Annotated in this window: 23 protein-coding genes and 1 riboswitch; of the genes, 12 read left to right on the forward strand and 11 right to left on the reverse strand. The window is 37.6% G+C overall.

Annotated features, from left to right (window positions below; translation table 11 throughout):
• Positions 1–17: 17 nt before the first annotated feature.
• Both GYM76_RS03240 and queD read right to left on the reverse strand, forming a co-directional pair.
• Entirely contained in the window at positions 18–632 is a 615-nt protein-coding gene (locus GYM76_RS03240; RefSeq protein ID WP_220225874.1) for a 7-carboxy-7-deazaguanine synthase QueE, read from the reverse strand.
• Positions 629–1,057, reverse strand: coding sequence for a 6-carboxytetrahydropterin synthase QueD (gene queD, locus GYM76_RS03245; RefSeq protein ID WP_220225875.1), 429 nt, complete (start codon positions 1,055–1,057; stop codon positions 629–631). The genes GYM76_RS03240 and queD overlap by 4 nt, the downstream gene beginning before the upstream one ends.
• A gap of 2 nt (positions 1,058–1,059) precedes the next feature.
• Positions 1,060–1,105, reverse strand: a riboswitch (PreQ1 riboswitch).
• A gap of 269 nt (positions 1,106–1,374) precedes the next feature.
• On the opposite strand from queD, the gene clpB reads away from it, so the two are divergent.
• Both clpB and GYM76_RS03255 read left to right on the forward strand, forming a co-directional pair.
• Positions 1,375–3,945 (forward strand): ATP-dependent chaperone ClpB, encoded by a 2,571-nt coding sequence (gene clpB, locus GYM76_RS03250; protein ID WP_065733886.1) that lies wholly within the window; start codon positions 1,375–1,377, stop codon positions 3,943–3,945.
• Positions 3,946–4,398: 453 nt separating this feature from the next.
• On the forward strand, positions 4,399–5,196 hold the full coding sequence (locus GYM76_RS03255; RefSeq protein ID WP_220225876.1) for a Cof-type HAD-IIB family hydrolase: 798 nt from the start codon (positions 4,399–4,401) through the stop codon (positions 5,194–5,196).
• Between the two features lie 115 nt (positions 5,197–5,311).
• On the opposite strand, the gene GYM76_RS03260 is transcribed toward GYM76_RS03255, so the two are convergent.
• From GYM76_RS03260 to GYM76_RS03280, 5 genes are read right to left on the reverse strand one after another with little or no spacing between them, the layout of a single operon-like run.
• Positions 5,312–6,664, reverse strand: a complete 1,353-nt coding sequence (locus tag GYM76_RS03260) for an FAD-binding oxidoreductase (protein WP_220225877.1) — start codon at positions 6,662–6,664, stop codon at positions 5,312–5,314.
• A gap of 13 nt (positions 6,665–6,677) precedes the next feature.
• Positions 6,678–7,349, reverse strand: coding sequence for a methionine ABC transporter permease (locus tag GYM76_RS03265; RefSeq protein WP_065562588.1), 672 nt, complete (start codon positions 7,347–7,349; stop codon positions 6,678–6,680).
• The gene (locus GYM76_RS03270) at positions 7,349–8,362 is read right to left on the reverse strand and encodes a methionine ABC transporter ATP-binding protein (RefSeq protein ID WP_220225878.1); all 1,014 of its coding nucleotides are present in this window, start codon (positions 8,360–8,362) and stop codon (positions 7,349–7,351) included. The genes GYM76_RS03265 and GYM76_RS03270 overlap by 1 nt, the downstream gene beginning before the upstream one ends.
• Positions 8,363–8,364: 2 nt before the next feature.
• Positions 8,365–9,177, reverse strand: coding sequence for a MetQ/NlpA family ABC transporter substrate-binding protein (locus GYM76_RS03275; protein ID WP_065733890.1), 813 nt, complete (start codon positions 9,175–9,177; stop codon positions 8,365–8,367).
• Positions 9,162–10,337: a pyridoxal phosphate-dependent aminotransferase gene (locus GYM76_RS03280; protein ID WP_220225879.1), complete on the reverse strand. Its 1,176-nt coding sequence runs from the start codon at positions 10,335–10,337 to the stop codon at positions 9,162–9,164. Before GYM76_RS03280 ends, GYM76_RS03275 begins: the two co-directional genes overlap by 16 nt.
• A 688-nt stretch (positions 10,338–11,025) precedes the next feature.
• Here GYM76_RS03280 and GYM76_RS03285 point away from each other — a divergent pair.
• The 3 genes from GYM76_RS03285 (at position 11,026) to GYM76_RS03295 (ending at position 14,592) form a co-directional block, all read left to right on the forward strand.
• Complete coding sequence (locus tag GYM76_RS03285; RefSeq protein WP_220225880.1) at positions 11,026–12,348, forward strand: hypothetical protein; 1,323 nt, start codon at positions 11,026–11,028, stop codon at positions 12,346–12,348.
• A 63-nt stretch (positions 12,349–12,411) separates the two neighbouring features.
• A complete protein-coding gene (locus GYM76_RS03290; RefSeq protein WP_220225881.1) occupies positions 12,412–13,914 on the forward strand; it encodes a hypothetical protein in 1,503 nt (500 codons plus the stop codon).
• A gap of 348 nt (positions 13,915–14,262) precedes the next feature.
• The gene (locus GYM76_RS03295; protein WP_065563338.1) at positions 14,263–14,592 is read left to right on the forward strand and encodes a Grx4 family monothiol glutaredoxin; all 330 of its coding nucleotides are present in this window, start codon (positions 14,263–14,265) and stop codon (positions 14,590–14,592) included.
• A 46-nt stretch (positions 14,593–14,638) separates the two neighbouring features.
• On the opposite strand, the gene rnt is transcribed toward GYM76_RS03295, so the two are convergent.
• Entirely contained in the window at positions 14,639–15,286 is a 648-nt protein-coding gene (gene rnt, locus GYM76_RS03300) for a ribonuclease T (RefSeq protein WP_370632607.1), read from the reverse strand.
• Positions 15,287–15,718: 432 nt separating this feature from the next.
• Between rnt and GYM76_RS03305 the strand changes: the two genes are divergently transcribed.
• The 7 genes from GYM76_RS03305 (at position 15,719) to cysZ (ending at position 22,400) form a co-directional block, all read left to right on the forward strand.
• Positions 15,719–16,477 carry a Nif3-like dinuclear metal center hexameric protein gene (locus GYM76_RS03305; protein ID WP_220225883.1) on the forward strand — a complete coding sequence of 253 codons (759 nt, stop codon included), beginning with the start codon at positions 15,719–15,721 and terminating at the stop codon, positions 16,475–16,477.
• 96 nt (positions 16,478–16,573) lie between these two features.
• Positions 16,574–17,452 carry a 4-hydroxy-tetrahydrodipicolinate synthase gene (dapA, locus tag GYM76_RS03310; RefSeq protein WP_065563334.1) on the forward strand — a complete coding sequence of 293 codons (879 nt, stop codon included), beginning with the start codon at positions 16,574–16,576 and terminating at the stop codon, positions 17,450–17,452.
• 34 nt (positions 17,453–17,486) lie between these two features.
• Positions 17,487–18,236 carry an outer membrane protein assembly factor BamC gene (gene bamC / locus GYM76_RS03315; RefSeq protein ID WP_220225884.1) on the forward strand — a complete coding sequence of 250 codons (750 nt, stop codon included), beginning with the start codon at positions 17,487–17,489 and terminating at the stop codon, positions 18,234–18,236.
• Between the two features lie 238 nt (positions 18,237–18,474).
• A complete protein-coding gene (gene purC / locus GYM76_RS03320; RefSeq protein WP_220225885.1) occupies positions 18,475–19,185 on the forward strand; it encodes a phosphoribosylaminoimidazolesuccinocarboxamide synthase in 711 nt (236 codons plus the stop codon).
• Positions 19,185–19,640, forward strand: a complete 456-nt coding sequence (locus GYM76_RS03325; RefSeq protein ID WP_065563331.1) for a DUF441 domain-containing protein — start codon at positions 19,185–19,187, stop codon at positions 19,638–19,640. The genes purC and GYM76_RS03325 overlap by 1 nt, the downstream gene beginning before the upstream one ends.
• Before the next feature lie 3 nt (positions 19,641–19,643).
• On the forward strand, positions 19,644–21,509 hold the full coding sequence (locus GYM76_RS03330) for a tRNA(Met) cytidine acetyltransferase TmcA domain-containing protein (RefSeq protein ID WP_220225886.1): 1,866 nt from the start codon (positions 19,644–19,646) through the stop codon (positions 21,507–21,509).
• Positions 21,510–21,614: 105 nt separating this feature from the next.
• Entirely contained in the window at positions 21,615–22,400 is a 786-nt protein-coding gene (gene cysZ, locus GYM76_RS03335; protein ID WP_220225887.1) for a sulfate transporter CysZ, read from the forward strand.
• 1 nt (position 22,401) lies between these two features.
• Here the strand turns inward: cysZ and GYM76_RS03340 are convergent, their stop codons facing one another.
• Genes GYM76_RS03340 through GYM76_RS03350 form a run of 3 tightly spaced genes read right to left on the reverse strand, consistent with a single transcriptional unit; the run spans position 22,402 to position 24,133 of the window.
• Positions 22,402–22,587 carry a YpfN family protein gene (locus GYM76_RS03340; RefSeq protein WP_065563328.1) on the reverse strand — a complete coding sequence of 62 codons (186 nt, stop codon included), beginning with the start codon at positions 22,585–22,587 and terminating at the stop codon, positions 22,402–22,404.
• A 48-nt stretch (positions 22,588–22,635) separates the two neighbouring features.
• The gene (gene dapE / locus GYM76_RS03345) at positions 22,636–23,763 is read right to left on the reverse strand and encodes a succinyl-diaminopimelate desuccinylase (RefSeq protein ID WP_220225888.1); all 1,128 of its coding nucleotides are present in this window, start codon (positions 23,761–23,763) and stop codon (positions 22,636–22,638) included.
• A 13-nt stretch (positions 23,764–23,776) separates the two neighbouring features.
• Positions 23,777–24,133, reverse strand: a complete 357-nt coding sequence (locus GYM76_RS03350) for an ArsC family reductase (RefSeq protein ID WP_220225889.1) — start codon at positions 24,131–24,133, stop codon at positions 23,777–23,779.
• Positions 24,134–24,294: the final 161 nt, after the last annotated feature.

Below are 24,294 nucleotides of genomic sequence, written 5' to 3' on the forward strand. Positions count from 1 at the left end.
TGGCAGTTAATAAAAAACTACTCAATATTAGCAAACTTATGAGTCTGTAAACTTAACAGCCATTTATTATCGATACGATTATGGTTAATCTGACCTAACAACTCAATGGTATCAAACATATTCATCTCACCATTTATCTCGCAAGGAGACAAATAATAACGCTTAGCTTCAATATGCTGTTCAATGAAGTGACAAAAATCGATAAAGCCAGCTTGTTTTTCAGCGACGATTCGAACTTCATTGGCAGTTGATTGCAGAATGTTTTGGTAACGACTTTGATAACAAAATTTAGGACTCAGTGCAACATAATCAATTAATGGATCAACCTTACCCAGTCCATTACTCTCAATAGCAATATAATAACCAGCCTGCTTCAAATGGGACAACAATATAGGTAAATCTCTAACCATAGTAGGCTCACCGCCAGTGATAATAATATTAGAACTCTTATATTGCCCGACCATCGCCAGTAATTGCTCTAACGAAAAGCGCTTAAAATGACGAAAATTAGTATCGCACCAACTACAATTCAAATTACAACCAGCAAAACGAATAAAAATAGTAGGCATACCCGTATTATAACCTTCGCCCTGTAAAGATTCGAAGATTTCAACAATGCGATACTCAATCATTTTTCGCTCCGATGATACTCACAATAAGAAGAGGGGGTTTCCCAAAGCTTAATCATCGACACCGGCAAAAACTGAGACAAACGTTCGAAAATAAATTGGCTCATTCCTTCCGCCGTAGTACGGCAAGGAAAAGCAAAAACTTTACGCTCCATTTGTTCTAAAAGCATAGCTATTTGGCGTTCATTAGCATTATCTTGATGATAAAGATAAGCATGATCCAATTGATCAACAATCTGCTGTTTTACAATCAACTTAAGATCAGCATAATCCATTACCATATCAGCGCTGGATCCACTGGAAAGAAGATCATCGCTGATCTCGACTAACAAACGGTAGGTATGACCATGAAGGTTATGACATTTTCCATTATGCCCATCAAGCATATGACAAGCATCGAATTGAAACTCTTTAGCAATTTTAAACATATAATTTCCTAGTTTTTTTACGTGGGATGGATCACGAACCACGGTGGGCTAACTTAAAAGCGAGGCTAATATAAAGGATAAAAACCCATGTGTCACCCAAATTTTCTCAACCTTATTGATTAATCGATGATTTTTCAAGCTACTTTATCTTTCGCAAAGAAACGAGTAATATATATACAGCTTTGTTTCAAAAAATCGTCAAAAATATTGTTAATCAGCTCTTGAAATTTATTCTTCCACACTTATTTAGTGAATATGCAAATGGATTGAATGTTTTAAACATTTAAACCAAATCTATTGCTTAGGAGATAAATAATATGAGGTTAGATAAACTCACAAACAAGTTTCAACAAGCTTTAGCTGATGCTCAATCAATAGCATTAGGTAAAGACAATCAATACATAGAGCCTATACATGTGCTATCAGCCATGTTAAACCAAGAAGGAAGCAGTATAAATCCATTACTCGCTGCTTCAGGCGCGAATGTTGCGACATTACAACAAGAACTAAATCAAGCAATCGAACGCTTACCACAAGTTCAAGGTATCGGTGGTGAAGTTATACCATCACAAGAATTTATTAAAATCTTAAATTTATGCGATAAATTATCCCAAAAAAATGGCGATAGCTACATCTCGTCTGAACTATTTATATTAGCGGCATTAGATGAAAAAGGAAGCCTAGCAGATATCTTAAAAAAAGCAGGCGTTACTAAAGAAAAATTTAGCCAAGCTGTTAACCAAGTGAGAGGAAGTGATAACGTGAACGATCCTAATGCTGAAGATCAACGTGGTGCATTAAAAAAATACACCATTGACCTAACTGAACGTGCAGAACAAGGAAAACTTGACCCAGTAATCGGTCGTGATGAAGAAATTCGTCGCACAATACAAGTATTACAACGTAGAACTAAAAATAACCCTGTGCTCATTGGTGAACCAGGTGTTGGTAAAACCGCTATTGTTGAAGGACTTGCACAACGAATTGTTAACCGAGAAGTTCCAGAAGGATTACGCAACAAACGCGTATTATCATTAGATATGGGCGCATTAATTGCGGGTGCTAAATATCGTGGTGAATTTGAAGAACGCTTAAAAGCGGTATTAAAAGATATTGCCAAAGCGGAAGGCAGCATAATTTTATTTATTGATGAAATTCACACCATGGTTGGTGCAGGTAAAAGTGACGGGGCGATGGACGCTGGAAACATGTTAAAACCAGCATTAGCTCGAGGTGAACTACACTGCGTAGGAGCAACTACACTTGATGAATATCGTCAATACATAGAAAAAGATCCAGCATTAGAACGTCGATTCCAAAAAGTCTATGTAGCAGAACCAACAGTTGAAGACACGATCGCAATCTTACGTGGCTTAAAAGAGCGCTATGAACTGCATCACCACGTACAAATTACTGATCCAGCCATTGTTGCTGCTGCAACGTTATCGCATCGTTACATCTCTGATCGAATGTTACCCGATAAAGCGATCGACTTAATCGACGAAGCAGCATCAAGCATCCGTATGCAAATGGATTCAAAACCAGAATCATTGGATCGACTTGAAAGACGTATTATCCAACTCAAACTTGAACAACAAGCGCTCAAGAAAGAGTCTGATGATGCAAGTAAAAAACGACTAGAGATGTTAAACGATGAACTTGCTGAAAAAGAAAAGGATTATGCATCACTTGAAGAAGAGTGGAAGTCAGAGAAGGCTGCACTTTCGGGCACTCAAAATATCAAGGCGGAGCTGGAAAAAGCGCGTACCGAGATAGAACAAGCTCGCCGAATGGGTGACTTGAACAAAATGTCCGAATTACAATATGGCAAAATTCCAGAGTTAGAAAAGAAACTGGCTTCTGCAACGCAATTAGAAGGCAAAACCATGAAGTTATTGCGTAACAAAGTCACCGATAACGAAATTGCCGAAGTACTATCTAAAGCAACGGGTATTCCTGTATCAAGAATGCTTGAAAGCGAAAAAGATAAACTACTTCACATGGAAGAAGCCTTACACAAACGTGTAATCGGTCAAGACGAAGCGGTTGTTGCCGTTGCTAATGCGATTCGTCGCAGTCGAGCAGGGCTATCTGACCCTAACAAACCGATTGGATCCTTCCTATTTTTAGGACCAACAGGGGTAGGTAAAACTGAACTTTGTAAAGCATTAGCTAACTTCATGTTTGACAGTGAAGATGCAATGGTTCGAATTGACATGTCCGAATTCATGGAAAAACATTCCGTGGCTCGATTAATCGGTGCGCCTCCTGGATATGTTGGTTATGAAGAAGGTGGCTATTTAACTGAAGCAGTAAGACGTCGACCATACTCCGTCATCCTACTTGATGAAGTTGAAAAAGCGCATCCAGATGTATTTAATATTTTATTACAGGTGCTTGATGATGGCCGATTAACTGATGGACAAGGCAGAACTGTGGATTTTAGAAACACAGTCATTATCATGACATCTAACTTAGGTTCAGACCTAATCCAAGGTCACGTCGAACTAAGTTATGACGAAATGAAAGCTTTAGTTATGACAGTGGTAACCCAACATTTCAGACCGGAATTTATTAACCGAATTGATGAAACAGTGGTATTCCACCCACTAGGCCAAGAAAACATCAAAGCAATTGCAAAAATACAACTCGCTCATGTTGAAAAACGCCTAGAAGAACGTGGATATGAAATGGATATCTCTGATAGTGCACTAGAACAACTTGCCAAAGTTGGCTTCGACCCAATTTATGGTGCAAGACCATTGAAACGTGCAATACAGCAAGAGATTGAAAACCCACTAGCTCAACAAATTTTATCGGGTAAATTAGTGCCTGGTAAAAAGATTCATCTAGACGTAGATGATGGAAATATTGTTGCAAAACAATAAGGTTACTTACTTATTGCGTCGAATAGGCAACAATATAAATAAGCCAAAAAGCCTGAAAAGAAATTTTCAGGCTTTTTTATCACTAAAATTGCGCCATGCACATCTCAATTAAATAAAAAAAAGTTGAGGAGCGGGGTTTTTGAGGTGTTAATTGCAGGAATAATTAGAAAATAAAAATCCTGAAAGCTTCTTATCAGACTTTTTTGTAGAAAATCTTAAAACTTAAAATTGACAGTTCAACTAATCAGAAAAAATGCTTGTCTTAAATTTATAACCTAAATAACCGCCTTATTGACTATAAAAATTGGTAATATTTTGGGTTTAATCCTTTCAATTAATAAAAAAGGTGGAATTAAATGTTCATCTCTATTTCGGCTTTATCATATTGTTTCTCTATAGAGAATTTGGCAAAATGAATAAAAAGCCAGTTAATTCATTCTAAAGGACACAAATATGATCAAGTTAATCATCACTGATTTAGATGGAACATTCTTAAATAGCCAAGGCGACTATGACCGTACATTATTTACCCAAGTCTATGACCTTATGGCAAAACAAAACGTCCAATTTGTTGCATGTACTGGAAAACAGTGTGAACGAGTAGAAGAACTCTTTGCCGATTATCTCGATAAAATTTGGATAGTAGGCGATAGTGCCACCACAATCAAACATAAAGGTGAATTTATCTATCGCTCTTTCATTGAAAATCAACTTGGTCAACGTATCATCAAAACCCTTGAACAAGCCAGTCAAGAGCATGTCATCATTGCATGCACTGCAAAAGGTGCAATAATCAAATCTAATTTGCCTGCACACCTAAAACAAAAAGTCCGAGGATCGTATGCAACAATCATCGAAGTGGATGATTTTAAAACTGTCGCTGACGACTTTATCAAAATTACCGTGTATGACGAAAAAGAACAATGCCCACAAACACGCAAGCATTTAACACCGTATGATAATGACGTTTACATCGTCGTATCAGAAGCCGCTTGGATAGATATTACTGAACACAACGTCCACAAAGGCAACACCATCAAAAAACTACAACAAATCTTAAATATCACCTACCAGGAAACAATGGCATTTGGTGATGGGCTCAACGACATAGAACTACTCGAACAAGCCAATTACAGCTTCGCAATGCGTAATGCTTTCGACGAAACTAAAGCAGTAGCTAAATTTATTACTGGTTCAAATAATGAAAGTGCCGTAATGACAACAATACAACTTATGTTAGCACTTCAATAAAAAATTGAGGAGCGGGGTTTTTAAGACTTCAAAAACCCCGCTCCTCAACTTTATTTATTCTCAATTTGCCACTGATTTATCTCATCTAAAAGCAACCATTAAAATACTACTCAGATTAAATCATAGTCATATAAACCTGATTATTGAGTAAATTCTTCGGATCAAACTGCTGCTTGATAGCGCGCATAAGTTGGCGATTGGCTTTAGGAATAGCATCATTATAATAGCTCACTTTCGCTGTACCAATGCCATGTTCTGCCGAAGGTAATCCACCAAGTTCAAGGCATTTTTGATAAAGAGCTTGATGAACTTGCTGTAGATCGGTATCCCACTGTTTATCATCACGATCATCACGCAAAATGCATAGATGAATATTTCCATCACCAGCGTGACCAAAGGCTAACATGCGTACCTTGGTTTTTGCTTCAAGCTGTTTGGTGAAGTGAATAAAATCGGCAATACGATTTATTGGAACCACAATATCAATTGGATCTTGTTCGGTCACTGCCTCAACCGCTCGCACCAATGAACCGCGAATCGTCCAAATTTGACTAGCTTGATTGCTATCTTCAGCAACAAAATAGTCACAGTCACCTAAATTCGCTAATAATTGCTTACGTTGCTGTTCGACGGATTGTTGATCTGATCCATCAAGCATAATAATCAAATAAGCTTGGCTATTAGGTAGTGGGAATTGAAATCCTGAATACTTTTCGCCCCATTGTGCAACTTTACGTTCCACAAACTCTAGCGCGGTTGGCGTTAGGGTATGTAAAATGGTTGTGATACTGGCAATAGCCTGCTCAATAGTATTAAAACCAACAACAAATGTTTGAGATACTTTCGGCTTGGCGATCAGTTTTAATGTACATTGGGTAATGATGCCTAAAGTACCTTCACTGCCAATAAACAGATGCTTTAAAGCAAGCCCAGTATTGTCCTTAACATTTTTACTGCCAATATTTAACACACTCCCATCTGCCATCACCACCTCAAGTGCTTGCACATAGTCACGAGTTACACCGTATTTTACCGCACGCATCCCTCCTGCATTAGTACTGATATTTCCGCCAATAGTGGAGGTTTTAGCGCCCGGATCAGGTGGATAAAAAAGATCATACTGCTCAACAAACTGTTGTAAATCCTGCAATAAAATGCCGGGCTGTACCGTAATAGTGAAAGTTTCCTTGTCTAACTCAACAATCTCATTCATCAATGATAAATCAAGAATAATGCCACCATTAGGAATGGTTGAACCCACTAAATTCGTCCCAGCACCGCGAGTGGTAATATTCAGATTATTGGCATTGGCAAATTTAACCACATCCGCTACTTCTTCGGTTGTTTTAGGATAAACTAATATATCAGCCTGCCCATATTTAAGCTTTAAACCATCGGTCAAGTAGGATTGTGGGATGGCATCTGCCAAAACAATGCGTTTTGAATCTTTAATGATAAGATTGTTCATACTAAATTACCCACTATTTATAGCTTCTATCAAAGTGATTGGCTAACTTGTCACCGAGGTATTGAATCACCATCACAATAAAAATAAGAATAACAATACACAAAATAAGCACCTCGGTTACATAGCGTTGATAACCATAGCTGATCGCCAAATCACCAATACCACCGCCACCAACAACCCCAGCCATTGAGCTAAAGCTGATAAGTGAAATTGTGGTAACTGTTGCGTGTCGTATTAATTGCGCCATTGCCTCAGGAAACAATATCCCAAAAATAATACGCATATGTGATGCACCACTTGCTACCGCAGCTTCGATCACGCCTTTATCAATTTGGCTAAAAGCGTTTTCTGCTAATCGTGCATAAAATGCAATAGCGGCAAGTGAAAGCGGTAAAATTACCGCTTTAGGGCCAACTGCGGTATCAACCAATAGCGCGCCTAAAGGTAACACCGTAACCATTAGGATTAAAAATGGAATTGAACGGGTTGCATTGACAATAAAATTCGCAATACTGTTAATGATTCTATTTTTAAAGAAGAATTGATTTGACATTAAAAACAGCAATAATCCGATTAATGTGCCGAAGATCAAACCAGCTAATAATGACCAACTTACCATAATGAATGTCTCGTAAGCGGCTTTCCATAACATTTGCGCTATTTCGTTAATGGTGAGTTTAATCATTAGTTTATTTCCTCAATAATAACTTCTTGATCGGCCAATTTGGTGATTAAATTTTGGATATTAGTCGATTCACCAATAAGCTCGATCACCAAATTACCTAAAGCTTGATTGTCGAAATATTCAATAAAACCATGCAAAATATTAAATGACACACCCGTTTCAATCGCTGATTGATACAGAATTGGCTGGGTAGTGTTTTCGTTAATGTAACGCAAACGGACTAATTTTCCTTTCACATTTTGCTTTATAATATCTGGCAAATGAGTATTTTCATCGATATTAAGAAATTCTTGTGTGAATGGCTGTTTAGGGCAGGCAAAAAGGTTGAATGTGGTATTCATTTCGACGATTTCACCTTGTGACATTACCGCAACTCGGTGGCAGATTTTTTTTACCACATCAATTTCATGGGTGATTAAAACAATAGTTAAACCAAATTTTTGATTAAGCTGTTTTAACAAATCAAGAATCGCGCTGGTAGTAGTTGGATCTAAAGCACTGGTGGCTTCATCACACAACAAAATTTTGGCATCATTAGCCAGCGCTCTGGCAATACCGACTCGTTGCTTTTGCCCACCACTGAGTTCAGCAGGGTAGGCATTCGCTTTATCACTTAACCCAACTAAAGCAAGCAATTCGTTGACTCTATTTTTAACCGCATCGCCTTTTTTACCAGCGGCTTTAAGCACAAAAGCAATATTTTCATAAACGGTTTTTGATGATGCTAAATTAAAGTTCTGAAAAATCATCCCAACATGAAAACGAAACGCTTGCAATTCACGCCCACGTAAGGTTTGAATATCAACACCATTAATAATAACTTGCCCGGACGAAGGTTCAGCAAGCCGATTAAGCGTTCTTACTAAAGTACTTTTTCCCGCACCGCTCGAACCAATGATCCCGAAGATCTCGCCTTGATTGACATCAAACGAGACCTTTTTAACCGCTTCAACAACTTGATCTTTGGCTTTAAATCTTACAGAAACATCTTTTACTTGAATTAAAGTCTGCATAATTAAAATAACTGATAATCAGGTTTTTGGAAGGTATAGAAAATACCGTTTTTATCATTAATGACTTGAGCAAACTCAGGTGATTTAAGCACGTCGATAATGTCTTTACCTAATGTATCTTTTGATTCAGTGCGAATCGCAATAACATTTTTATGATCTTTATCTAACACTTCATGATAAAGCGCCTTAGAAAGATCTAAACCCGCACCAATTGCATAATTACCATTAACCACTGATAACGCAACATTGTCAAGCGAACGTGGAGTTTGTGGTGCTTCAATTGGCACAATCTCTAAACCATAACGGTTTTCAATAATGTTTTTAGGGGTTAAATTGTTTTTATCCACATTTGGATCAAGCTTAATCAACCCAGCTGCTTCTAAAATGCGTAACGCGCGAGCTTCGTTAGTCACATCACTTGAAATAGTCACTTGATCGCCTTGTTTTAATTGCGAAAAGTCAGTAATTTTATTTGAATAAATTCCCGCGCCAGCTGTTGGTACAAAACCAATCGCCATAATATCTAAATTACGCGCTTGCTTAAAATTATTAAGATAAGTTAAATGTTGAAATAAATTAACATCAATATCTCTATTTGCTAATGCTAAGTTTGGTTGAACATAATCGCTAAATTCACGAATTTCGATATGGTAACCTTTCTTTTCTAATCCAGGCGCAATAGCTTGTTTAAACATGTCGCCATAAGGACCGGCTGCAACACCAACAGTAATTTGATTCTCTTTTTTAGCATTATCACAACCAGTTAATACTGAAGTTAAAATGACTAAACTTGCCACAATTAATTTTTTAAACATAATAATTTTTCCTTAAGTTTGGATAATCTTTCTAAAGCTGCAATCAGCGTTGGTTCTTGTTTAGCAAAATGGAAACGAATATAACGATATTCAGGATGTTTAAAAAAGGCCGATCCCGGCACAGCTGCTACGCCGACTTCTTTAATTAACCATTCGCAAAATTCAAAATCGGTCTTAAATGGATTAAACGCCGAAATATCCACTAAAACATAATACGCACCTTGAGGCTCATAATAAGCAAGGCCTAACTCATCTAATCCGTTCAAAAATAAACGGCGCTTAGCGGTGTAAGTTTCGGTCAATTGTTGATAATAATCATCCCCTAAAGCTAACCCTGCACAAGCTGCTTTTTGTAGTGGGGCAGCAGCGCCAACGGTAAGAAAATCATGGATCATCTTACAACCATCTATAATTCTTTTATCAGCAATAATATAACCAAGGCGCCAACCGGTTATCGAATAGGTTTTCGACAACGAGCTACAACAAATAGTCCGCTCTTTCATATTTGGAAAACTTGCCAAATAAAGATGCTTATGCGGAGCGTAAACCATATGCTCATATACTTCATCGGTAATAATGTAAGCATCAAACTCAATCGCCAATTGACTGATATAATCAAGCTCATCCTTAGTAAATACCTTGCCACAAGGATTGCTAGGATTACATAAAATCAGCGCCTTAGCGCCTTGCTCAAACGCTTCACGAAGTTGCTGTTTATCAAATTCAAATGTCGGCGGGATCAAAGGCACATAAATTGGGGTGGCATCAGAAAGAATGGCGTCCGCTCCGTAATTCTCATAAAACGGCGAAAAGATAATAACTTTATCTTTTGGATTACAAACCGTCATTACCGCACACATCATCGCCTCGGTGCTACCACAAGTTACCAACACGTTTTCGTCTGGGTTGATATCAATTTGCATTAACTTTTGTTGCTTTTTAGCTAACAGACGCCGAAACTCAGCTGATCCCCAAGTGATCTCATATTGATGAGGACCACAATCGGCAGCTTGTTTTAACGCATCGATTAAAGGTTTCGGCGGATCAAAATCTGGAAAACCCTGTGACAAATTGATAGCTTGATATTGATTAGCGATCCGAGTCATCCGACGGATAACCGAATCGGAAAAGTGATCGAGTCGATAGGCTAGTTTATGCATTGTTTTTTATATATTAAAATTATGAAGTTGGAGATTATAATATAAATCTTTCTATAACGGTTAAATAATATATTTATATATAGTTATATTTTTTTCTTATAACGGAATCGAAAATAGCGACTAGAATTTGAAAAAGTTGAGGAGCGGGGTTTTTGATCTTATAAATTCCACTTCAAAATTATTTAATGATCAACATTATTAATTTCAAACGATAAGATAACATTTTTTAAGATCAATAATTATGATTATTAAAGTTTTGTAAGTGTTATATTTCCAATTAAAACAATTGGTAGTTGTTTTTTCAATCATGCTTTTTTATGATCGTCTTTACGAAAGTTAACAATCTAAGGTAAAAAAAGTATTGCACCTGTTTTTTTCAGTCACTATACTTTTTACATAATTTTAGCGGGATAGCTAAAACAATAAATAGAAAAATAGTAAATAAATCAAAAATATACTTGACAGGATTGTCGCAGATGTTCTATAATTTTCAACAGGCAACAGGCAACAGGCAACTTGGCCAACCTCTAATTTAAATTCGCTAAACTTAAGCGCTCAATCTTCATTTTTCACAAAAGTTCATTTTTTCGCTAAATTCAGCGAAATTTCCAAAATTTTTGCGCGATCTTTTTTACGATCCTTTAAACGATCTCTTTTATCGGAGTTGATCTTTCTCGGCTTGTTTTTTTTGATCCCTTTTTCTAGCCATGCATTAACCTCTAAAACAACCAATATAATTCATGGTAGTGTGCCGTATCTAACTTACGATGGTGGTCATACTCGTATTGTTGATACTGAAGGTTTATTAAGTATTACGCTATCCAATGGAATGCAATACACACCATCAACGAATAATTCATCCAGAACACCAATAGAGTTACCTGAAGTTGGTCAAAGTTTTGCAGATATAGGTATGATGGTGCCAACTAACACTGATTTTGTTGAACTCAATACGCTAGTTGATTCGCCATATAATTATTGGGGAGATGATGATGGAGATGGTGATGTTACTGCAACCGGTACTTTAAGTTTATCTATCGAGGATAAATACGATCAACCTGTATCGCGTGATACTGTACTATCGATTTGTAATGCGCCTTATAGGGTTGAATTAGTTAGTACTGAAGGTAGCTTAACCACACGTTATGGCATACCTAATAGTCGTAGTTTTAGCGCTGGAAATGTGACCTATTATATAAATGCTAAGGTTGCACCAGAGGTTTGTTTTGCCAGACCTAATTTAGCATTAGGCGATCTTAATGAGAACGGTTATGATATAGACTTCCGTGGTCCAGCTTCGATTTGGAACCCAAGTAAAGGGTTTCTTACTCAAACACTTTCCCCGTTATTTTATGGTCAAAATTTTCCGACTACTGGTGCTAACAACTTATACTTTGATTTAGACATTATCGGTAGTGATCAACCATTGTCTTGGTCTCCAGTTTCTCATGGCGGTATCACCGCGACAATGACTAATTCTACCGCTACAAGTGTACGCGTTACCTTAACCGGTCCAGTTGCGAGTTCATCCCAATGGGCATCTAATCCCCCAGATAGTATTGCTATACCTACTTTACCTCAGATATTCGAGTTAGTCGGACGAGATAGTCAAGGTAATAAAGCTGTTAAGTATGGATTTGAGTTAAAACAGTGGTTCGTCAATCGAGGCACTAGCTCTTACCATTATTCGGATACATTATCTTGGTGTAATAGTCTAGGTTATCGGATGGTTAAGATAAAAGATTTAACTAATGCTGTTCGTTCAGCAAAAGGAGAAACTATATCTGGCGCTACGCCTTCATCATCGGGTAATTATTACCAGCGTCAGATTGGTGCAGGCCTTTTTACCGAGTGGGGAAATCTGTCCGACTACACCAACTCAAATTTCAATTTCAGCTTTTACTGGACAAACGACCCTATTGATAGAGACCATTTTGTCGTGTCTGCATCCAACGGTGCTGTGGGTTGGTTTAACTACTACACTCAATACGGGCTTTGCGTTTCGCCTTAGTTACGTTAATGAGTAAGCATAAAAATATATAAATCAGAATATTAATCAGCAAGGATGCCAACTATGCATTATAATTTCAAATATCGACAACACAGGTTAAATTATTATTTAAATTTATTTAATTTAAGCATTCAACGCTTATTTTTCCATTTCAGTTTATTCATCCACGAAAATTTAAGAACGCTTTGCCGCTCATTGCGAAGTGCTTTTCAATGCTTATTTCGTGGTTCCAAATTATCCCGGCAAATCTTTTTAGTGTTAATGGTGGTTACTTTTCATCCTTTTCCTGGCCATGCGTTAACATCTAAAACATCAAATGTTGTTAATGGTAATGTTCCGTATTTAACATTTGATGGCGGTCGCACACGTGCAATTAATACCGACGGTTTGCTAGGGATTACTTTATCAAATGGAATGAGATATACCCCGTCAACGAATAATTCATCAAATTTTCCAATAGTGCTACCGATAGTAGGGCAAAGTTTTGCAGATATCAGTATGTTTGTGCCAACTAATACCAATTCAGTTGCGCTCAGTACCGTTATCGGTTGGCCATATAATTATTGGGGCGATGATGATGGTGATGGTGATATTTCTGCGACAGGCAGTTTAAATTTATCTATTTTTGATAAAAACGACCAACCTGTTTCACGTTATACTGTACTGGATATTTGTAATGCGCCCTACCGAATTGTATTAAGTAATACATTCAGTACATTGAGTTCACGTTATGGTGTTCCGAATAGCCGTTTCTATGGTGCTGGAAATGTAACATATTATGTTAAACCTAATTTACCGCCAGCGATTTGTTTTGTTAAGCCAAATGTTGTTCATGAGAGAAGAGAGTACAATGGTCCAGATTGGTTGTGGGACAGTAATAAAGGTTTTCGGATTCAGTCAACATCCCCATCATCTTATAACTTAAATTTTCCTACAACGGGTGCTCATGGTTTGTACTTTGATTTGGATATTGGTGGTGTGGGTCCGCTGTCATGGGCGCCTGTTTCACGAGAGGGTATAACCGCGAATATGTACTATTTAAACAATACCACTCTACGCGTTACATTAACCGGTCCAGTAATTCCGCCATCTCAATGGCATTCTAAGAATCCTAATCGTATAGCTAAGCCGACTCTACCCCAGACCTTCGAGTTAATTGGTCGTGACAGTCGAGGTAACGAAGTTGTTAAGTATGGTTTTGTGTTAAATAAGTGGTTTGTTAATAACGGTGATGGGGTTAATAAACTGGATGAATTAAGTGCGTTGTGTAAAAAAATAGGAGGTTATAAAGTTGTGACGGTAAGGGATTTAACTAATGCAAATTTTGATGGCTTAGGTGCTACCCCATCATCATCAGGTAATCATTTTCAGCGACGAATTGGTGCAGGGCTCTTGTCAGAGTGGGGCACTGTGTACCTATACTCTGGAGCCAATTTCTACAACGATTGGTATGTGACTCGTAATAAGTTAGGTAGCAATTCGATTGTAGTGCATTTAGGCACAGGTCTTGCAAAAGTGGCGCGATTATATGATACAAAAGCTGGTATGCTTTGTGTTGTACCTTAACTATTTTTTACATCCTAATTTTTAAGGGAGTTGGGATAGAAAAAACGTTATTAATTGATGGCAGACTTGAAGTCACAACCAATGCGATAAAAAAGCGATTTTGCGGCTAAGCGACGCTTCAATTACCCGCCTCGGCGGGTTTATTTTTGAGGTGTTTTATCGCAAAAAAGTTGAGGAGCGGGGTTTTTGAATGATCATTTTTATAAAAAAATCCCCCTCAATCTTAAATATCTAATTTATCTATTAGAGTGAAAGCTGAAATCTATATAACCTAGTTAACTTTCTACGTTAAAATAACTAACTTTATTTTTTATCGCAAATTAAAGGACAAACCTAATGACAACCGAATTGACAACGCTTGATAAGATTAAACGCCAAATTGCCGAAAATCCGATTATTCTTTATATGAAAGGTTCGCCAAAATTGCCAAGTTGTGGTTTTTCAGCTCAAGCTGTGCAGGTGTTATCGCAATGTGGTGTGCCGTTTGCGTATGTTGATATTCTACAAAATCCAGATATTCGTGCTGAATTGCCAAAATTTGCTAACTGGCCAACCTTTCCACAACTTTGGGTTGAAGGGGAGTTGATTGGTGGTTGTGATATTATGTTAGAGATGTTTCAAACAGGTGAACTGCAAACCTTGATCAAAGAGACGGCAGAAAATCATAAAAACGATTAATAATGTTGAGAAAGAGAGCGCTAAGCTCTCTTTTTTTATATTTTGACTATTCTTCTGTTTTCGACTCGACTAAAGGCCAGCCACCTAATCGTTTAAAACGGTTAACGATTTCACAAAATAAAATAGCAGTTTTTTCGGTATCATAAAGAGCTGAATGTGCTTGTTTATGATCGAACGGGATATTTGCCGTTTCGCAGGCTTTAGCCAGAACTGTTTGCCCAAAGACTAAACCACAAAGTGATGCCGTATCAAAAGTCGCAAAAGGGTGGAAAGGGTTGCGTTTAATACCCGCTCTTTCAGCCGCATTCATCAAAAAACTGTGATCAAAATGCGCATTATGTGCCACTATTACAGCACGGGTACAGTCATTGGCTTTGATTCCGGTGCGAACTAATTTAAAGATTGCCTCAATTGCCTCTTTCTCTTCAACCGCGCCTCGTAACGGATTATTGGGATCAATGCCGTTAAAAGCTAACGCTGTTGGCTCTAAAATAGCATCGGCAAAGGGATTGACATTAAATTGCAATGTTTTATCAGGCTCGAGCCAGCCGTCATCTGTCATTTTAAGCGTAATGGCTGCGATTTCTAAAATAGCATTGAGTTTTGGATCAAATCCGGAGGTTTCTATATCGATAACCACGGGATAAAATCCTCGAAAGCGTTCACAAAGTTTTGGCACAATAGTTAGTCTTATCTATCTAAAATGAGAGGTATTATGCCAGTTTTTACTTTTTTCGCCTAGTTTTACCTACTTAAATCAATTAAGTTTTTAACTTAGTATGACGAGGTAATTCTCTTAAGTTTTATTCTCTATAGACGTTATTTGCCTCTTACTTATCCTATTTTGCTTTGCTACAAATTTTACTACTGTGCGTTAAGTATATATCAAGCATGTTGTCCCGAAATCTAAACGAGCCAAGTGAGTGATTAAATTTGAGACTTAATCTTGAATAAGCAGGATGGTAAAAGACTTAAAATAATTGTTTAATTAATCATAATATCGGGTGAGATATTACGAGAAAGCGACTATAATTAGCGCCAAACAAAAGGGCGAAAAGTTTATTTGGTAATCTTAAGCATTTTGTTAAGACTGTTTTAGTTTAATTCTAAGGTTTGCGAGGGCATTGTGCATAATTTCGAACTTCAACACATCATTGATACACATCTGCAAGTGACACGATATCGTGACTATGCGCCAAATGGTTTGCAAGTTCAAGGGCGACCAGAGATTAGCAAAATTGTGACAGGGGTAACGGCTTGTCAGTTATTGTTAGATAAAGCGGTCGAGCTAAATGCTGATGCGATTCTTGTTCATCATGGCTATTTTTGGAAAAATGAGCCAGAGACGATTACTGGCATTAAGTATCATCGAATGAAGACGTTACTTAGCCATGATATCAATTTATATAGTTATCATCTTCCATTAGATGGTCATCCAGTATTGGGTAATAATGTGTTGCTTGGGCAAATGTTTGATATTACGGTTGATGCGCGTGATGATATTACCGATTTGCTTTTTAAAGGCACGTTAGCGAATCCATTAACCGCAATTGAATTTAAACAGCTACTTGAACAGAAGCTACATAATGGTCGCCACTCAGTTTTATTTTGTGGTGATAATGCGCCAGCAGTGATTAAGCGAATTGCATGGTGTAGTGGTGGTGGTCAAGATTTTCTTGAATCAGCCGCTCAGCAAGGGGTTGATGCGTTTTTTACAGGCGAGGTATCGGAACGAACCATTCACATTGCCCGTGAATATGGTGTCAATTTTTATGCTTGCGGACATCATGCCACAGAGCGATATGGTATAAAAACATTAGGAGAATGGTTATCGACTAACCATGGCTTAGAAACTATTTTTATCGATATTGATAATCCTGCATAACAAAAGTTGAATTTAAATAAGAAATATCGCATACTTATTCGCAGTTTTTTTAATCTTTAAGTTGTTTTATAAACACAGAATATGAGAGGTCGCTTTATGTTTACAGGAAGTCTGGTCGCACTTGTTACTCCAATGGATACGAAAGGAAATGTGGACCATGTAAGCCTAAAAAAAATGGTCGAATATCATATTGAAAATGGCACATCTGCTATTGTATCAGTAGGAACTACTGGCGAATCAGCAACGCTTGATCATCATGAGCACATTGATGTTATTAAACGCACTATTGATTATGCAGATGGTCGAATTGATATTATTGCTGGCACAGGTTCAAATGCCACCAAAGAAGCGATCGAATTAACTCGTCAAGTTGAAAATATCGGTGTAGTTGGTTGCTTAACGGTAGCGCCTTACTACAATAAACCAACGCAAGAAGGTTTATACCAACACTTCAAAGCTATTGCAGAAAGTTCTCCATTACCTCAAATTATTTATAATGTTCCTGGTCGTACTTGTAGTGACATTAAACCAGAAACTGTCGGTCGATTAGCTAAAATTAAAAACATTGTTGCGTTAAAAGATGCAACGGGTGATCTGTCTCGCGTTTACAAAACTCGTAAATTAGTTGGCGAAGATTTTAAGCTATTAAGTGGTGATGATGCGACTTTCTTAGACTTTATCATTTTAGGTGGTGATGGTGTTATCTCGGTAACCGCTAACGTAGCAGCGAAACAAGTTGCAACCGTTTGTGAATTGGCATTTAATAACCAAATCCAACAAGCACGCACGTTAAACGATACTTTAATGGGTCTTCATACTCATCTATTTATTGAACCAAACCCAACGCCAGCAAAATGGGCGTGTACTCGTTTAGGTTTAATGGCAAACGGCACTATACGTTTACCATTAGTGCCATTGAGTGATGCTTCTATTCCTGTAGTTGAACAAGCATTAAAAGATGCTAAATTAATTTAAAATTGACTATAACCTTACTTAAAAGCAGAAATCTATGTTGAATAAAACTGAATTGAAAAGCAATGCCTTTAAAAAACTAGCTGTTTTATCGGTTATTACATCGATGTTTATGGTTGGATGTAGTAGCGATCAAAGTTATAAACGAGAGGTTGATGGCAATGAAGATTACCTCAATTCGCCCGCTTTAAAAGCGTTAATTATTCCTGAAGGTGTTTCTGTACCAGTCGAATCTGGTGATTTTTATGTGGACAACAACAAAATTGATGGTGCTGTTGGTAAACAACTTGATATTCGTCCACCAACATTAGCTATTGCAACTATCCCAGAATCTTTTGTACATCATGAACAGAACACTGTTACCTTTAATGTGCCAGTAAGTTATGGTGTATGGAATAGTATTCCAAATACGTTAAATAAACAAAATATACGGGTTAGTTCAAGCGATAGTAAAACCATTAAAACGAATAATGCAATTATTTCTCGCCAAGATGAACAACAACCGGTTGAGGCTTCTTTTGTCTTTACCCGCCATAATTTAGGCGCAACAGAAACTATCACTATCGTATTAAGTTCATTAACGCGTAGTGGTGAAAACCTTATGTCACAACCGATCGAAGTTCAGCGTTATGTAGTTGGATTATTTAATCAAATAATGGATGATGTCGCACCTGAATCGCTACGAACTGTGCCGGTTAAAACAGATGAAAAAGAATCAGATCCTAATAAAGAGCTGAAAGAAGATCTTAAAGACAGTATCAGAGATAGCATCAGAAATGATCGCTAATTTAACGATCAGATAATCTTTCATCTAAACGAGTTAAAACCGCGTAAAGCCGATTTTAACCCAATAGCGGAGTAACTTACCTTTGCTATATAAATGAATGTTTATAAATACAGTTTATGACTACAGTTTATAAATACGGTTTATAGCTAACACTTATAACGGCAAGGTACTTGATTTGAAATTAAGGGGCGAATAGCTCCTTAATTATTTATTGGCAATTTGATATAAGGTTATAAACATGAAAAAGTTGGCTGAGCTTTATCGTGGTAAAGCAAAAACGGTTTACACTACTGACAACCCAGATCTATTAATCCTTGAATTTCGTAACGACACCTCGGCATTTGATGGACTGCGCATTGAGCAGTTAGATCGAAAGGGGATGGTCAATAATAAATTTAATTATTTTATTATGACCAAGTTACGTGAAGCAGGTATTCCAACTCAAGTTGAAGCCCTATTATCAGATAATGAAGTTTTAGTTAAAAAACTTGATATGGTGCCAGTTGAATGTGTCGTTCGTAATCGAGCTGCTGGTTCATTAGTAAAACGTTTAGGTGCTGAAGAAGGCAAAATCCTTAATCCCCCAACATTTGAACTTTTCTTAAAAAATGATGCCCTGCATGACCCTATGGTCAATGAGTCACACTGTAAAGCATTTGGCTGGGCAACGGATGAGCAGTTAGCAACGATGAAGGAACTTAGCTTTAAAATAAATACCGTGCTAACAGAGCTTTTTGATAAAGCCGGACTGATTTTAGTTGATTATAAATTAGAGTTTGGTCTATTTCATGGCGAAATCACATTAGGCGATGAGTTTTCACCAGATGGTTGCCGTTTATGGGAAAAACAGACCTTGAAAAAAATGGATAAAGATCGCTTCCGCCAAGGTTTAGGTGGTGTGATTGAGGCCTACGAAGAGGTAGCCAAACGTATTGGTGTTCCACTTTAATGTTTGCCCAATTTGATATCTCCTTTTTTTTATTATTAGGTTTAGCTGCACTGTGTTATATCACGCATAATAACACAGTGACCTTTGCAGTATTGCTACTGTTGTTATTCAAATTAACACCGCTAGCAACCTATTTTCCGTTCTTAAATCAATATGGATTAACCATTGGCATTGTCATTTTAACGGCGGCTATGATGGTTCCTTTAGCGGATGGCTCGTTAAAAATTACCGATATTGTAAAATCATTCACCACCTGGCAATCGTTACTGGCTATTTTAGTTGGCATATTAGTCTCATGGTTAGGCACGCGTGGTATATCCTTAATTGGTGCTCATCCAACTATAATTAATGGCTTAATTATTGGTACACTTATTGGTGTTGCCTTTTTCAAAGGGATACCGGTTGGTCCATTGATTGCAGCAGGAATTTTATCCTTATTGATTGGAAAAAGTTAATCAATGATTAATAGCACCAGAAAGCTATGGGTATTAAACGGTTCGCATCCTCAATTATTTAATCAAGTCAGCGCTATTATTCAACAGCACCCGGGCGATTGGCTTACAGTTACCATAAAAACAGATTTGCCCGAAGCGATTAGCCATCATATTCATCCCAATCAAACCAAATCATTACTTGGCAAAGAGTTTAAACATGCTATTTTCGATGCCACAGAAGGTTTTAATTTAGATGCTTTTGCGATGCTAGCCGGCACTTTAATCAAAGGTAGTGTGCTAATTTTATTACTGCCCGATGATTTGACCAATTGGGTGGACCAAGATAGTTTGCGTTGGAATGAATCTACAAAGCCGATTCGTGTGCCCAATTTTGTTCAACATTTACAACAAACCTTATCAAAATTTGCCACAGAAAAGCCACCAGAGTTTACGAAGCAAGATGATGGGCAAAAGGATTTAACCGAGCAACAGTTAGTACTAAACCAACTCCTAAAAAGCAATAGTCGTTTAAATATCTTAATAGCTAAACGAGGGCGCGGTAAATCAGCATTAGCTGGGCAATTTACTCATTATCATGAATGCTGGGTAACAGCACCGAATAAAAGTGCGCTAACGACTTTTTTTCAGTTTGCTAAACCAGGAACACCGTTTTATGCGCCAGATCAACTAATTGAAATGGTCGATCATCCATTTCCTGAATGGTTGATCATTGATGAAGCGGCGATGATCCCATTGCCAATGTTGGAGCAACTGCTAAAGCTGTCACCATCGACTAAAATCCTATTGATCACAACGGTAGAAGGTTACGAAGGAACAGGGCAGGGGTTTTTATTAAAATTACTGGACAGGCAAATTTGCCAGCGATTTTATCTTAATTCGCCTATTCGTTGGCAAGATAACGATCAACTCGAACAACTTTGCGATAACTTATTGCTTAATGGCGTGATAAAATCGCAAACCAATGAGCAGGCTACGGTCTATTCGCTTAACGAAAGAACAGATATCGACCTACTTAAGTCTATCTACAATTTATTAAAAACGGCTCATTATCAAACAACCTTAGTTGATTTAAGACGACTATTTGATGCAAAAAACTTAGCTGTTTGGCAGGCCAAAAAAGGTGATCAACTTATTGCTGGCGCAATTACGATTGATGAAGGTAATTTGACTGATGACTTAATCGATGCCGTTTGGAAAGGCACACGCCGACCAAAAGGCAATCTTGTCGCGCAATCATTGGTTGCACATGCTGGTGATAAACTAGCGGCAAAACTAAAATCGGTCAGAATTAACCGTATTGCGGTTATAGAGCCTTATCGACGTCAACATATCGCCCTGAAGTTGGTTGAACATATCTATCAACAAGCAATGAAAAATCACAACGATTTTGTCTCTGTCAGTTTTGCTTACAGTGCCGTTAATTATCAATTTTGGCATAATTGTGGCTTTACCTTAGTCCATATTGCCAGCCATAAACAAGCCAATTCTGGTAGTTATTCAATGATGGCAATCAAACCCATCACTCAGCAAGGTTATGAACTAAGCCAACGTTTAGCGGAAAATTTAAGGCGTAATAGCTATTGGCTAAATGCCATTATCGATTTACCTTTCAGCCAACTCATCACTATTGATGATCAGCAGGCGTTAACTCATCAAGATCTTCAGGATCTGCAAGGATTTTGTAATTATCATCGACCGTTTGAAGCAACTTATCCGGCACTGTGTCGTCTAAAACAGGCAACAAATGGTAAAATACCTTCACTATTATTACAAAGTAGTGAATCGATAAATAAACTACCAAGTCGAAATGAGATGATCCAAGCTATCAAACAAGAAGTAAAAACATGGCTTGAAAAATTATCAAACTGACCAAATAAAGATCAGCTAATTTACGATCAAAAAATGAAAAGTCAGTTGCCGTCAGATGAAAACTACGTTTAAAATGACGCCGATTTTAAATAAAAGGATCCTATTGTGTTAGAAAATAAATCACAACATTCCAATTCTAAATCAGGTATAGAATACTTTTTCCAAGGCTGGTCTTTAGCATTTAGTCCTGGTTTAAAACGCTTTGTATTTTTACCGTTGCTGGCTAATATCGTTATTATGTCAGCGCTATTTTATTGGTTTTTTGTTTCAATCACTGGCATGGTGGATTGGGGCTTATCGTTTATGCCAAGTTGGTTGCACTGGTTGGGCTACATCATTAGTGCTATTGTCATTTTAACTTTAACAATTTTATTTTGTTATTTTTTCAGTACGATAACCAACGTTATAGCTGCGCCTTTCAATGGTCTGCTGGCCGAACAGGTAGAAGCACAGCTCACCGGTGTACCTGCGCCTGATACCTCTTGGTTGAGTTTAATAAAAGACTTACCTCGCATCTTAAAGCGCGAGTTACAAAAATTTGGCTATTATTTATTATGGGCGATTCCGATATTGCTAACCTACTTGATTCCCATCATCGGGCAATCGGTTACTCCGATAGTGTGGTTTTTATTTACTGCTTGGCAGATTAACATCCAATATGCGGATTACGCCTTTGATAACCACAAAATCTCTTTTGAGCGTATGCGCCAATTATTAAGACAAGATCGCGCTGACAATCTGCTATTTGGTATGTTAATCAGCTTCTTTACCATGTTACCATTATTGAATTTAATTATTATGCCAATTGCGGTTTGTGGCGCGACAGCGATGTGGGTTGATCGCTATCGTCACCAAGCTATTTTTGCAAGTAAAAGTCAGGACTTTCGATAATTTATTTTTGCTTAGGACGACTTGGCCAATCGTCGTCCTCATCATCAGAATAAGGGATAGGTTTTATCCCTTTCTTTTTTTCTAAATAGTGCTTATAGCTTAGTTTATTCAGTGCTTTAATTGTATTAATAAAGATCCCCACCAAAATAATAAGAATCACCCACCAATAATCTTTAAGCCACTCCATTTAAATCCCCTTGAGTATTTAGCACAAAGCATGATCTCATATTAAAATCTATAGTAACTTTTCTAAAATATCGATATAGATAGCTTGTAATGTAATGACATCTTGGCAATTTACATTTTCATTCACTTTATGAATAGTTTTATTTAACACACCAAGCTCAATCACCTGACAACCTAACTTAGCAATAAAACGCCCGTCGGATGTTCCGCCACTGGTTGATAATTTGGTATCAATTTGTGTAAAGGCCTTAATCGCGCTTGCTGCTGCATCAGTTAGCTCGCCTTGTGGTGTTAAAAATGGATGGCCGGACAAACGCCAATTTAACGTATAGTTTAAATGATGTTTTTGCAAAATCGCCTCGACTTTTGCTTTAATCATCTCATCGGTTAACTCACTACTATAACGAAAATTAAATTGCACTGACAAATCACCAGGAACCACATTTTCAGCGCCGGTTCCACCATTAATATTGGCTATTTGCATTGTCGTTTGTGGAAAATATTCATTACCATTATCCCAAACCGTCGTTACCAGTTCATTCAAAGCGGGCGCAAATTTATGCACCGGATTATCAGCAAGATGAGGATAAGCAACATGTCCCTGAATACCATGTACCACTAAATTGGCTGTCAAAGAGCCACGACGCCCATTCTTAATCTGATCACCAAGAACACTATCACTTGAAGGCTCACCAACAATACAGTAATCGATCTGTTCTTGACGTTTAATCAGCAAATCAACCACTTTTACTGTGCCATCGGTTGCATCTGCTTCCTCATCGGAAGTCAGTAAAAACGCGATCCGACCAGTATGGTCAGGATATTTTTTAACAAACGTCTCAGCGGCACAAACCATAGCCGCTACGCCACTTTTCATATCGGCTGCGCCACGACCATACAAAACACCGTTTTCATCAATAGTTGGCTCAAAAGGGGGGTAACACCACTTACTCTCATCCCCAGCTGGCACCACATCAGTATGACCGGCAAACATCAAGGTTTTACCACTACCATGGTAGGCCCAAAGGTTTTTCGTCTTACCAATATTTACCTCTTCAATCACAAAGCCTAACGGCTTTAGACGATCGATAATCATCTGCTGGCAGTTCTTATCATCGGGGCTTATTGATCTTTCAGCAATCAATGCTTTGGTTAGTGCAATAACAGGTTCAGTCATGGTGATCTCGATCTTATGATTTAGGTTTAACAAATTGCGAATAGCTCTCGTCAGAAAATCCCAACAAAGCCCGCTTACCATCAACAAGTAGTGGACGCTTTAAAATAGAAGGATTAGCTAACATAATCTTGATAGCGGCATCTTGATTATCAACTTGATTACGTACTGTTTCGTCAAGCTTACGCCAAGTCGTACCACGAGTATTTAACAAACTCTGCCAATCAACAAGTTTTAATAACTGACTTAACAACTCAGCCGACAAGCCATCGGTTTTATAATTATGAAATTGGTAACTAACTTGATGATCATTGAGCCAATTAAACGCTTTTTTCATGGTATCACAATTCTTAATCCCATAAATAATATACATAACTATTTGCCCTAATAAGAAAAGATAAATTGATTATAACAGCTAAAAAACAGCAAACAAAGGGAAAGCGGGTTTTATAAAATGGATGATTTTTTGATAAAAAAGTTGAGGAGCGGGGTTTTTGAGGTTCCAAATTTCGATTAAAAATTATCAAATTATCA

Origin of the sequence: Gilliamella sp. ESL0443, from assembly GCF_019469165.1 — a bacterium.
Classification (GTDB): Bacteria; Pseudomonadota; Gammaproteobacteria; order Enterobacterales; family Orbaceae; genus Gilliamella; species Gilliamella apicola_E.